Raw genomic sequence first — 12,509 nt, 5'->3', positions numbered from 1 at the left:
GGGGCCTTCACAGTGGAGAATCTGATTGCGCTGCTGGTGGCGGCGCCCCTGCTCGGAGCGGCGGTGCTGCTGTGCGGCGGCCGCCGCCTCGACAAGGCCGGCCACTGGCTCGGCACCCTCTTCGCCGCCGCCTCCTTCGGCATCGGCGTGGCCCTGTTCGCCGACATGCTGGGGCGCGGCGGCGACGACCGCGCCGTGTACCAGCGGCTGTACAGCTGGATCCCGGTGGAGGGCTTCCAGGCGGACGTCGCCTTCCAGCTCGACCAGCTGTCGATGACCTTCGTGCTGCTGATCACCGGCGTCGGCACCCTCATCCACATCTACTCGATCGGGTACATGGAGCACGACGAGCGGCGCCGCCGCTTCTTCGGCTACCTGAACCTGTTCCTTGCGGCGATGCTGCTCCTGGTCCTCGCCGACAACTACCTCCTGCTGTACGTCGGGTGGGAGGGCGTGGGCCTCGCCTCGTACCTGCTCATCGGCTTCTGGCAGCACAAGCCCAGCGCGGCCACCGCCGCGAAGAAGGCCTTCCTGGTCAACCGGGTCGGCGACATGGGCCTGTCGATCGCGATCATGCTGATGTTCACCACCTTCGGGACCTTCGCCTTCGGGCCGGTGTTCGGCGCGGTGGGCGGCGCGTCCGAGGGCAAGCTGACGGCGATCGCCCTGATGCTGCTGCTGGCCGCCTGCGGCAAGTCGGCCCAGGTGCCGCTCCAGTCCTGGCTCGGTGACGCCATGGAGGGCCCGACCCCCGTCTCGGCCCTGATCCACGCGGCCACCATGGTCACCGCCGGCGTGTACCTGATCACCCGCTCCGGCGCGGTCTTCAACGCCGCACCGGACGCGCAGACCGCGGTCGTCGTGGTCGGCGCGGTGACGCTGCTCTTCGGTGCGATCGTCGGTTGCGCGAAGGACGACATCAAGAAGGCCCTCGCCGGCTCCACGATGTCGCAGATCGGCTACATGATCCTGGCGGCCGGTCTCGGGCCCATCGGCTACGTCTTCGCGATCATGCACCTCGTGACGCACGGCTTCTTCAAGGCGGGTCTCTTCCTCGGCGCCGGTTCCGTGATGCACGGGATGAACGACGAGGTGGACATGCGCAAGTACGGCGGCCTGCGGAAGTACATGCCGATCACCTTCGTCACCTTCGGCCTCGGCTACCTGGCCATCATCGGCTTCCCCGGCCTGTCGGGCTTCTGGTCCAAGGACAAGATCATCGAAGCCGCCTTCGCCAAGGGCGGCACCGAGGGCTGGATCCTGGGCGGGGTGGCCCTGTTGGGCGCCGCCATCACCGCCTTCTACATGACCCGCGTGATGCTGCTGACCTTCTTCGGCGAGAAGCGCTGGCAGCCGGCGCCCGACGCGGACGCCGTGCCGAGCGCCGAGCCCGCGGCCGAACACCGCGCCGGGCAGCTGCCGCAGCCGCACGAATCCCCGAAGGTCATGACCCTGCCGATGATCGTGCTGGCCTTCGGCTCCGTCTTCCTCGGCGGCCTGTTCAGCATCAACGAGGCGTTCGTGAAGTGGCTGGAGCCCGTGACCTCCTTCGAGCACGGGAACCCGCCGCTGGGCGCCGGGGCGATCACGGCCTCCACGGTCGTGGTCCTGCTGATCGGCGTGGGCCTCGCGTACGTGCAGTACGGCCGCAAGCCCGTCCCGGTGGTCGCCCCGCGGGGGAGCTGGCTCACCCGGGCGGCCCGGCGCGACCTGCTCCAGGACGACTTCAACCACGTCGTGCTGGTGCGCGGCGGGGAGCACCTGACCCGCTCCCTCGTGTACGTCGACCACAGCCTGGTCGACGGGGTGGTCAACGGGACGGCCGCCTCGGTCGGCGGACTGTCGGGCCGGCTGCGCAAGCTGCAGAACGGCTACGCCCGCAGCTACGCGGTCTCGATGTTCGGGGGCACGGCGATCCTCATCGCCGCGACCCTGCTGATGAGGGCGGTGTGAGATGAGTTTCCCGCTTCTGACGGTGACGGCGGTCGTGCCCGCGGTCGGCGCGATCCTGACGGCGGCCGTCCCGGCCGCCCGTCGGGGCGCCGCCAAGTGGCTCGCGCTGCTCGTCTCCCTGGCGACGCTGGCGCTGGCCGTGCTCGTCGCGGTCCGCTTCGAGCCCGGTGGCGCCCGCTACCAGCTCACCGAGTCCCACGCCTGGATCTCCGACTTCGGGGTCCGCTACGAGCTGGGCGTCGACGGCATCGGGGTGGCGCTGATCGCGCTCACGGCCGTGCTGATGCCCTTCATCATCATGGCCGGGTGGCACGACGCAGACCCCCTGGAGACCACGAGCCGGCGCTGGCGGCCGACCCAGGGCTTCTTCGCCCTGATCCTGCTGGTCGAGGCGATGGTGATCATCTCCTTCGAGGCCACCGACGTCTTCCTCTTCTACATCTTCTTCGAAGCCATGCTCATCCCGATGTACTTCCTCATCGGCGGCTTCGGCGACCGGGCCACCTCCTCCCGGTCGGCCACCGCCGCGCCGGGCACGGCCGGGGCGGCCACGGCCGAGGAGAACGCGGCCGCGCAACGCTCCTACGCGGCGGTCAAGTTCCTCCTCTACAACCTCGCCGGCGGCCTGATCATGCTGGCTGCCGTCATCGGTCTCTACGTGGTCGCCGGTAACTTCTCCCTGCAGGAGATCACCGCCGCCCGCGCCGCGGGCACGCTCGACATGGCGACCAACACCGAACGGCTGCTGTTCCTCGGCTTCTTCTTCGCCTTCGCGGTGAAGGCCCCGCTGTGGCCGCTGCACACCTGGCTGCCGAACGCGATGGGCGAGGCCACCGCCCCGGTCGCCGTACTGATCACCGCGGTCGTCGACAAGGTCGGCACCTTCGCGATGCTCCGCTTCTGCCTCGGGCTGTTCCCCGAGGCCAGCAAGTGGGCCACGCCGGTGATCCTCGTCCTGGCCCTGGTCAGCATCGTCTACGGGGCGCTGCTCGCCGTCGGCCAGCGGGACATAAAGCGGCTGATCGCCTACGCCTCGATCTCGCACTTCGGCTTCATCATCATGGGCATCTTCGCGATGACCACCCAGGGCCAGTCGGGCGCGACGCTGTACATGGTCAACCACGGGATCTCCACGGCGGCGCTGATGCTGGTCGCCGGATTCCTGATCTCGCGGCGCGGCTCGCGGCTCATCGCCGACTACGGCGGCGTGCAGAAGGTGGCCCCGGTGCTCGCCGGGACCTTCCTCATCGGCAGTCTCGCGACGCTGTCCCTGCCGGGGCTCGCGCCGTTCGTCAGTGAGTTCCTGGTCCTGGTCGGCACGTTCACCCGGTACCCGGTCGTGGGCATCATCGCCACCTTCGGCATCGTGCTGGCCGCGCTGTACACGCTGGTGCTCTACCAGCGCACGATGACCGGCCCGGTGAAGGAAGAGGTCCGCGCGATGCCGGACCTGCGGCTGCGGGAGGTCCTGGTGGTCGCCCCGCTGATCGCGCTGCTGATCGGGCTGGGCGTGTACCCGAAGCCGCTGACCGAGATCGTCAACCCGGCGGTCAAGCACACCATGTCGGACGTGAAGCAGACGGACCCCAAGCCCGAGGTCGCCGTCCAAGCGAAGAACGGGGAGGCGGCGAAGTGAGCACGCTGACTGCTGCCCAGGGCCTGCTGACACTGGCGGCCGCGGACCCGGCCACCAAGATCCCGGCCCCGCACATCGAATACGCGCAGCTCGCGCCCACGCTGATCGTGGTGGGCGCGGCGGTCCTCGGCGTCCTCGTCGAGGCCTTCGTGGCGCGCAAGTACCGCTATCACGTGCAGGTGTTCCTCGCCGTCGCCGCGCTGGCCGCGGCCTTCGCGGCGGTCGTCGGCCTCGCGGCCGGCGGGTACGGGAACTCCAAGGCGCACATCGCGGCCATGGGCGCGATCGCCGTGGACGGCCCGGCGCTGTTCCTGCAGGGCACCATCCTGCTGGCGTCGATCGTGGCCGTGTTCACCTTCGCGGAGCGGCGCCTGGACCCGGCCTCCCACGGGAACAGGGTGGACTCCTTCGCCGCGCAGGCGGCGTCCGTTCCCGGCAGCGACAGCGAGAAGGCGGCCGTCAAGGCCGGTTTCACCACCACCGAGGTCTTCCCGCTGGCCCTGTTCGCGATCTCCGGAATGCTGATCTTCCCGGCGGCGGACGACCTGCTGACGCTGTTCATCGCGCTGGAGGTCTTCTCCCTGCCGCTGTACCTGCTCTGCGCCCTCGCCCGCCGGCAGCGGCTGATGTCGCAGGAAGCGGCGGTCAAGTACTTCCTGCTGGGGGCGTTCTCCTCGGCGTTCCTGCTGTTCGGCATCGCGCTGCTCTACGGCTACGCCGGCTCCGTCTCGTACGCGGTGATCGCGGACGTGGTGGACGGTACGGTCTCGAAGATCGACCCGGCATTGGCCTCCACCATGGGCAACGACGCGCTGTTGCTCATCGGCGGCGCGCTGGTCCTGATGGGCCTGCTGTTCAAGGTCGGCGCCGTCCCCTTCCACATGTGGACGCCGGACGTGTACCAGGGCGCCCCGACGCCGGTCACCGGCTTCATGGCGGCGGCGACCAAGGTCGCGGCGTTCGGCGCGCTGCTGCGCCTGCTGTACGTGGTGCTGCCGGGGCTGCGCTGGGACTGGCGGCCGGTGATGTGGGGAGTCGCGATCGTCACGATGCTGGCGGGCGCGGTGATCGCCGTGACCCAGACCGACGTCAAGCGGCTCCTGGCCTACTCCTCGATCGCGCACGCCGGTTTCATCCTGGCCGGTGTGATCGCCACCTCCGCCGCGGGCATCCAGTCGGTGCTGTTCTACCTGGGTGCGTACTCCTTCGTGACGATCGGCGCGTTCGCCGTGGTCACGCTGGTCCGGGACGCGGGCGGCGAGGCCACCCACCTGTCGAAGTGGGCGGGGCTGGGCCGTCGTTCGCCGCTCACCGCGGCGGTCTTCGCGGTGTTCCTGCTGGCCTTCGCGGGCATCCCGCTCACGTCCGGCTTCACCGGCAAGTTCGCCGTGTTCAAGGCGGCTGCGGAGGGCGGTGCCGGGGTGCTGGTCGTGGTCGGTGTGATCTCGTCCGCGATCGCCGCGTTCTTCTACATCCGGGTGATCGTGCTGATGTTCTTCAGCGAGCCGAAGGCCGACGGCCCGACGGTGGCGGTGCCCTCGCCGCTGACGATGACCACGATCGCGGTCGGCGTGGCGGTGACCCTGGTCCTGGGTGTGGCGCCGCAGTACTTCCTGGACCTGGCGGGTCAGGCGAGTACGTTCGTGCGGTAGCGCGTGCGCGGTGTAGCGCGGGCCCGGCTCCCCTGAGGGGGGCCGGGCCCGCGCGTTGACCGGGGTGGAGCGGTGGCCCACCGCGGCCGGGGTCAGCGGGAGGCGACGATGCGGCCGGTGACCTCGCCGAGGCCGACGCGGCTGCCCTGCGGGCCGGGCGCCCAGGCGGTGAGGGTGACGGTGTCGCCGTCCTCCAGGAAGGTGCGCTTGCCGTCGGCGAGCTCGATGGCGTCGCGGCCGTTCCAGGTCAGCTCCAGCAGGGAGCCGCGCTGGTCGGTCTCGGGGCCGCTGACGGTGCCGGAGCCGTAGACGTCACCGGTGCGCAGGGAGGCGCCGTTGACCGTCATGTGGGCCAGCTGCTGGGCGGCGGTCCAGTACATCGACGCGAACGGCGGCCGGGCCACCTCCTGCCCGTTGATGGAGACGGTGATGCGCAGGTCGAAGCCGCCGGGGCGGTCGGCGTCGGCGTCGTCCAGGTACGGCAGCAGCGGGAAGTCCCGGGCGGGCGGGGCCACCCGGGCGGCGTCCAGGGCCTCCAGCGGGGTGACCCAGGCGGAGACGGAGGTGGCGAACGACTTGCCGAGGAACGGGCCGAGCGGCACGTACTCCCAGGCCTGGACGTCCCGCGCGGACCAGTCGTTGAGGAGGAACAGGCCGAAGACGTGGTCCTCGAACTCGCCGAGCGCGACCGGGCGGCCCAGCTCGGAGGGGGTGCCGACGACGAAGCCGACCTCCGCCTCGATGTCGAGCTTGACGCTCGGGCCGAAGACGGGCGCCGGGTCGGTGGGGGCCTTGCGCTGCCCGCAGGGGCGTACGACGTCGGTGCCGGAGACCACGATGGTGCCGGAGCGGCCGTGGTAACCGATCGGCAGGTGCTTCCAGTTCGGGGTGAGGGCGTCACCGTCCGGGCGGAAGATCTTCCCGACGTTCGTCGCGTGGTGCTCGCTCGCGTAGAAGTCGACGTAGTCGGCGACCTCGTACGGCAGGTGCAGGGTGACGGCGTCGAGCGGCGTCAGGTGCGGTTCGACCGTCGCGCGGTGGCCGGGGTCGGTCACCCAGGCGGTCAGCGCGCGCCGTACGTCGCGCCAGGCGGTGCGGCCCGCGGCGAGCAGCGGGTTCAGGGAGGGCCGGCCGAGCAGCCCGGCGTAGGGGGAACCGAGTGCGAGCGCGGCCGCTCCGGCGTCCAGGACGTGGCCGCCGATCCGCACACCGACCCGGCGCCGGGGGTCCTCGGCGGTGGAGAACACGCCGTAGGGGAGGTTGTGCGGTCCGAACGGGTCGCCCTCGGGGACATCGAGGGGGCTCTGCTGGGGCATGGGTTGCTGCCTCGCTTTCGACGCGGTCCGGGGGTGTCCCGGGGGCTCGTTGACACGTTACGTGGCTGATGGGACGTGTGGGAGGCCGGATTCGGGCGCTATTTGTAGGACTTGTCCAAAGGGGTCCGTATCCTTGCGCCGTGACTTCCGCCCCGCCTTCGGCCCTCCCCTTCGCCTTGATCGCCACCGACCTGGACGGGACTCTGCTGCGCGCCGGGGACACCGTCTCGGCCCGTTCCCACACCGCCCTCGCGCGAGCCCGCGCCGCCGGGGCCGAACACATCATCGTGACCGGCCGCCCGGTCCCGCAGGTACGCCACGTCCTGGACGGCCTCGGGTACACGGGGCTCGCGGTGTGCGGGCAGGGCGCGCAGGTGTACGACGCGGCGCGCGGGCGCCTGCTGCACTCCGTGTGCATGGACCGCGGCCTGGCGGAGGTCGCCCTCGGCAAGATCGAGGCGGAGATCGGCGAGGTGTACGTGGCGGTCGACCAGGAGGGGGTGGACGCGGAGATGCTGATAGGGCCGGGCTACCGGATGCCGCACCCGCACCTGCCGACGGTCCGGGTGCGGCGCCGGACGGACCTGTGGTCGGCGCCGATCAACAAGGTGCTGCTCCAGCACCCGGAGCTGGACGACGACGAACTGACCCGGGTCGCACGGGGGGTGGTCGGGGACCTCGTCAACGTGACGATGGCGGGGGAGCACACGGTGGAGCTCCAGCCGCCCGGCATCGACAAGGCGAGCGGCCTCGCGCGGGCCGCGGACGTCCTCGGGCTCGCCGCCTCGGCCACGATCGCCTTCGGTGACATGCCCAACGACGTGCCGATGTTCGGCTGGGCGGCGTACGGGGTGGCGATGGCGGACGCGCACCGGGAACTCGTGGCGGTGGCCGACGAGGTGACGCTGTCCAACGAGGCCGACGGCATCGCGGTGGTCCTGGAACGCCTGTTCCGCTGACCGCCGGTGCCTGCCGGTGCCTGCCGGTGCCTGTCGCTGACCGCCGCTGACCGCCGGTGTCTGCCGGGTGCCTGCGCCGGTTCCGGCGGGCCGCCTCCCCCGGGGGCGGTCAGCCCGCCGTGCGCGGGAGGCGGCGTTCCCACGTCCGGTGGAAGACCACCTCGCCGCCCTCCCGGCACACCACCTCGTTCGACGTCAGGAACCCGCCCGCATCGCAGGAGACCTCCGAGCGGGTCTCCACCGTGGCCTCCCAGCCCGACTCCGGCCGGTGCAGCCGGATCCGCCGGTCCGAGCGGGCCCGCGCGGACAGGGCGTCCGCCGACCGGATTACGTACTCCTCCACCGCCTCCTCCCCGTACTCCAGGCCGTCCGGGTACACCCGCGTCCCGCCTCGGCAGGGGTCGGCCTCCAGCCGCCACGTGCCGCGCGCGACGTCCCGTACGACGACCCGCTCCGGCCGCGGCTCGTCCAGCGTCGCCGGGTACACGACCCCCAGCGGCTCCGCCTGCTCCGGCGCCTCGAAGGCGATGCCGCCGTCCAGCGGGCCCGCCGTCCGCAACGGCAGCTCCAGCGTGCTGCCCGCCGGGTCGAGGGTCCAGCCCGCCTCCGAGCCGGCCCGCGGCCAGACCCACGACTCCAGCGTGCTGCCCGCCGGGTCGAGGGTCCAGCCCGCCTCCGAGCCGGCCCGCGGCCAGACCCACGGCCAGTACGCCGAGGACAGCGCCAGCCGGATCCGGTGGCCCGGCGGGAACGCGTAGCCGATGCCGTTCAGCTCGAAGGCGACCTCCTCGTACGAGCCCACCGGCCAGGGCGCCGCCCGGTCCCGCCCGCCGCGCGCCGACAGGTTCAGCGCGCCGCGCGTGACCAGCGTCGAGGCCCCGTCCGGCGCGACGTCGCAGAGCCGGGCGATCACCTGCCCGTACGGGACGTCCATCCGCAGCCGCAGCGTCACCCGGGCCCGCCCCAGCAGCTCCACCGGCTCGCCCGGCGCGACCGGGAACTCGAAGCAAGCCGACTTCGCGTCCTCCTCCCGCTGGTCCGGCGGCAGGTCCGCGTCGTTGCCGACGGGCCGGAACCGCCCGGAGTCCAGTCCGGTGTGCTGCGGGGAGGCGACCGCCACCGGGGCGCCCTGGAGACCGTAGGAGACCGGCACGACCGAGGGCGAGGGCCAGGCGGCGTCGCCGGCCCAGCGGCCCTCCATCCGCTCGTACACGGTGGCCGGCGGGTGCGACTCGCTGATCCAGGAGCGCAGCAGCGGCTCGTCCATCACCCCGTTGTCCTCGCCCTTGAGCCAGTGGTCCCACCAGCGCAGGGTCTCCTGGAGGAAGCCGATCGCCGGGCCCGGCGGCCGCCCCTGGTCGGGGTACTGGTGCGACCAGGGCCCGATCAGCCCGCGGACCCGGCCCCGCGGCAGGTGCTCGACCAGGCGCAGCACGGTGTCCCGGGAGGGGTCGTGCCAGCCGCCGACCGCCAGTACGGCCGCCCGGATGCTCCCGTGCTCCTTGCGGACGCCGCCCTGCTTCCAGTAGGCGTCGCGGGTCTGGTGCGAGAGCCAGGCGTGCACCGGCGGTTCCACGGCCTCCAGGCGGGTGAGCCACTGCTCCCGCCAGCCGTCGCCGGCGTACCCGGGATCCGGGGGGAGTGCGGCCAGGGCCAGCGCCCGGGCCGCCCGCGCGTGCATCTCCTCGGCCAGGACGGAGCCGCCCAGGTAGTGCCCGCCGTTGTCGTAGGGGTCGTCGGTGCAGCAGACCGCGACGACGGCCTTGAGCGCCGGCGGGGCGAGCGCGGCGATCCGGAGGCCGGTGGAGCCGCCCCGGGAGATCCCGGACACGCCGACCGCCCCCGTGCACCACGGCCGCGCCGCGAGCCACTCGACCACCACGACGCCGTCGGCGGGTTCCCGCGCGTCGTACGCGTCGCCCGGCACGCCGCCGCTGCAGCCGTGGCCGCGCACGTCCACCCGTACGGAGGCGTAGCCGTGGCCCGCGTACCAGGGGTGGCGCTGCCGGTCGCGCGCGGCGGTCCGGTCGGTGAGGCGGTACGGCAGGTATTCGAGCAGGGCCGGGACCGGCTCGTCGGTGACCGGGCGCCAGATCCGGGCGTACAGCCCGACCCCGTCGGGCATGGGGATCCGGACATCCTCGCGGGTGGTCTCGTAGGGGAAGTCGGTGCGGATGATCATGCGGAACCGCCTTGGTGAGCGGGTCCGGCCGGGCCGTGGTGCCGCCTCCGGATCCGTCCGTTCGGCTATGTCAGTGACAGTTCTGGATGAACCACGATCTTCGAGTCGTTTCGGCTCCTGATGAACATACCGGTGTGTATCGGGCGGTGCGCGCGTGGCGACGGGGCAGGCGCTCTGGGTGATCGAAAACAGACCGGATACGCTGGCTTGAGTGATGGCAGCGACACATCGACAATCCATGTGATCGTCAAGGTGATCGTCAGCAGACAGGAGTACCCCTCGTGACCGTCGTCGGGCCGTTCGGACTGAGCGTGCGGGACCAGGCTCTTGAGACCGATGTCCAGGCCGGACTGGCCGCTGTCGAGGCGGGTCTGCTGGAGGCCACCAAGAGCGAAGTCCCCTTCATCACCGAGGCCGCGCAGCACTTGGTGCGGGCCGGAGGCAAGCGGTTCCGGCCCCTGCTGGTGCTGCTCGCGTCCCGTTTCGGAGACCCTTACGCACCCGGGATCGTGCCGTCCGCGGTGGTCGTGGAACTCACCCACCTGGCCACCCTGTACCACGACGACGTCATGGACGAGGCGGACGTACGCCGCGGGGTGGAGAGCGCCAACACCCGCTGGGGCAACTCGGTGGCCGTCCTGACGGGTGACTTCCTCTTCGCCCGCGCCTCGCACATCCTGGCCGACCTCGGCCCGGAGGCCGTACGCATCCAAGCCGAGGCCTTCGAGCGGCTGGTGACCGGCCAGATCCTGGAGACGGCCGGCCCGCGCGACGGCCGCGACCCCGTCGCCCACTACCTCGACGTCATGGCCGGCAAGACCGGCTCGCTGATCGCCGTCTCCGGCCGGTTCGGCGCGCTGATGGCCGGCGCCGACGAGTCCGTGGTCGACATCCTGACCCAGTACGGCGAGCGGCTCGGCATCGCCTTCCAGCTCGCCGACGACGTGCTCGACATCGCCTCCGACTCCCACGAGTCCGGCAAGACCCCCGGCACCGACCTGCGCGAGGGCATCCCCACCCTGCCCGTCCTGCGCCTGCGCGAGATGGCGGAGCGGGACCGCGACCCCGACGACCTCGACCTCGTACGGCTCCTGGACGGCGACCTGAGCGACGACGCGCGGCACGCCGAGGCCCTGGCCCGGCTGCGCGTGCACCCCGCCCTGGAGCAGGCCCGCCGCGACACCGTCCGCTACGCGCAGGACGCGCGGGCCACGCTCGCCCCGCTCCCGGAGTGCTTCGCCAAGTCGGCTCTGGAAGAGCTGTGCGACGCGGTGGTCCACCGCGCGGGCTAGGTCCCGGTGGCTCTTTCGACGGGCCCGGCATCCCCTACGGGCAGGGGGTGCCGGGCCCGTGTCGTGTCATCCCTGGGTTGTACGCCCAGTTGAGTCCGGGGAGTGACGCCTTAGGCCCCTCTCCTTTGGTCAGATAGAGGCACATCCCCACCAGATCGGGTGAGAGTGGCGGCAGGGGGTGGACGCGACGCATCTACGGAGGCAGGCAGACAAGATGGCAACGAACACGAAGACCCGCAAGGCCGCTCGGTACGCCGTACCGGTCGCGGTGTTCGGCGTGGCGGCCGCGACCATCGCGATGGTCCCGGCCTTCGCCAACGCCGGGAACCCGGACCTGCCCAAGGTGACCGCCCAGCAGCTCATCGAGAAGATCGCGGCCTCGGACGTCCAGCAGCTCTCCGGCAGCGCCAAGGTCAGCACGGACCTGGGGCTGCCGACCCTCGCGGGCGGCCTGCTCGCCGGCCGGGGCGGCGGTGTCACGGGCGGCTCCGCCGACCCGCAGGACAAGGTCGCGCAGCTGGCGAACGGTACGCACACGTTCCGCGTCGCGGCCGACGGGCCGGACCGGCAGAGGCTCACCTTCCTCGACGGCAAGGACGAGTACAGCCTGACCCACAACGGCAAGGACGTGTGGGGGTACGACAGCAAGTCCAACGAGGTCTTCCACGAGAAGGACGTCCAGTCCGGCCCGGGCGTCGAGCGCAAGGCGGGCGGGCGGATGCCGGCCTCGCCGCAGGAGATGGCGCAGGAGGCCCTCAAGGCCGCCGGTCCCACCACCGACGTCAGCGTGGGCGACACCGCCCAGGTGGCCGGGCGGGACGCCTACCAGCTGGTGCTCAAGCCCAAGCAGGCCGGCTCCACGGTCGGCTCGGTGCAGATCGCCGTGGACGCCAAGAACGGCGTGCCGCTGCGCGTGCAGTTGCTGTCCAGCCAGGGCGGCAAGCCGATCGTGGACGCGGGCTTCACCAAGGTGGACTTCGCCAAGCCGGCCGCCGACACCTTCGCCTTCACCGCGCCCAAGGGCGCGAAGGTGACCGAGGGCGCGGACGGGCACGGCAAGGACGGCAAGGGGGACGGCAAGGACGGCCAGGGCGGCGTCCACGGCAAGCAGTGGAAGGGCCTGGAGTCCTTCCCCGGCCTGGACGGCCTGACGGGCGGGGCCGCCGGAGCCGGCAAGGGCGATGTGAAGGTGCTGGGCGAGGGCTGGGCGTCGGTCGCGCAGATCTCGGTACCCGGGGGCAAGGGCCTCAAGGACGCCGAGGGCGCGGCCAACGGCAAGGACGCCCCGAAGGAGGCCAAGCAGTTCCTCGACTCCCTCGGGGACAAGGTCACCGGGTCGTTCGGCTCGGGCCGGATCTTCTCGACCCGCCTGGTCAACGCCCTGATCACGGATGACGGAAAGGTCTACGTCGGCGCGGTCACCAAGGACACGCTGGTGAAGACGGCCAACTCCGCCAAGTAACCGCGCGCCGAGTAACCGCACGACGCACGAGGGTGGCCCGGGACTGTGTCCCGGGCC

At 71.8% G+C, this 12,509-nt stretch carries 8 protein-coding genes; 6 read left to right on the top strand and 2 right to left on the bottom strand.

Going from position 1 to position 12,509, the window contains the following annotated elements:
* The first annotated feature begins 12 nt into the window (after positions 1 to 12).
* Genes nuoL through nuoN form a run of 3 tightly spaced genes read left to right on the top strand, consistent with a single transcriptional unit; the run spans position 13 to position 5,241 of the window.
* On the top strand, positions 13 to 1,953 hold the full coding sequence (nuoL, locus tag ACWGH1_RS29815) for an NADH-quinone oxidoreductase subunit L (protein ID WP_453354433.1): 1,941 nt from the start codon (positions 13 to 15) through the stop codon (positions 1,951 to 1,953).
* A 1-nt stretch (position 1,954) separates the two neighbouring features.
* Positions 1,955 to 3,589: an NADH-quinone oxidoreductase subunit M gene (locus tag ACWGH1_RS29810; RefSeq protein WP_453354432.1), complete on the top strand. Its 1,635-nt coding sequence runs from the start codon at positions 1,955 to 1,957 to the stop codon at positions 3,587 to 3,589.
* A gap of 5 nt (positions 3,590 to 3,594) precedes the next feature.
* On the top strand, positions 3,595 to 5,241 hold the full coding sequence (gene nuoN / locus ACWGH1_RS29805; protein WP_453354438.1) for an NADH-quinone oxidoreductase subunit NuoN: 1,647 nt from the start codon (positions 3,595 to 3,597) through the stop codon (positions 5,239 to 5,241).
* A gap of 92 nt (positions 5,242 to 5,333) precedes the next feature.
* Here nuoN and fahA read toward each other — a convergent pair whose 3' ends face one another.
* Positions 5,334 to 6,557, bottom strand: a complete 1,224-nt coding sequence (gene fahA, locus ACWGH1_RS29800) for a fumarylacetoacetase (protein WP_453355028.1) — start codon at positions 6,555 to 6,557, stop codon at positions 5,334 to 5,336.
* Between the two features lie 140 nt (positions 6,558 to 6,697).
* Between fahA and ACWGH1_RS29795 the strand changes: the two genes are divergently transcribed.
* Positions 6,698 to 7,516: an HAD family hydrolase gene (locus ACWGH1_RS29795; RefSeq protein ID WP_453355029.1), complete on the top strand. Its 819-nt coding sequence runs from the start codon at positions 6,698 to 6,700 to the stop codon at positions 7,514 to 7,516.
* A gap of 109 nt (positions 7,517 to 7,625) precedes the next feature.
* Here ACWGH1_RS29795 and ACWGH1_RS29790 read toward each other — a convergent pair whose 3' ends face one another.
* Positions 7,626 to 9,698, bottom strand: coding sequence for a CocE/NonD family hydrolase (locus ACWGH1_RS29790; RefSeq protein ID WP_453409171.1), 2,073 nt, complete (start codon positions 9,696 to 9,698; stop codon positions 7,626 to 7,628).
* Positions 9,699 to 9,979: 281 nt separating this feature from the next.
* Between ACWGH1_RS29790 and ACWGH1_RS29785 the strand changes: the two genes are divergently transcribed.
* Positions 9,980 to 10,990 carry a polyprenyl synthetase family protein gene (locus ACWGH1_RS29785; protein WP_453355031.1) on the top strand — a complete coding sequence of 337 codons (1,011 nt, stop codon included), beginning with the start codon at positions 9,980 to 9,982 and terminating at the stop codon, positions 10,988 to 10,990.
* Between the two features lie 214 nt (positions 10,991 to 11,204).
* Positions 11,205 to 12,452: a LolA family protein gene (locus ACWGH1_RS29780; protein ID WP_453355032.1), complete on the top strand. Its 1,248-nt coding sequence runs from the start codon at positions 11,205 to 11,207 to the stop codon at positions 12,450 to 12,452.
* The last annotated feature ends 57 nt before the right edge of the window (positions 12,453 to 12,509 follow it).

The organism is Streptomyces sp. NPDC054883 (assembly GCF_053610645.1).
The sequence above is the reverse complement of the archived record's forward strand: the minus strand, read 5'-3'. Positions and strand labels throughout refer to the sequence as shown.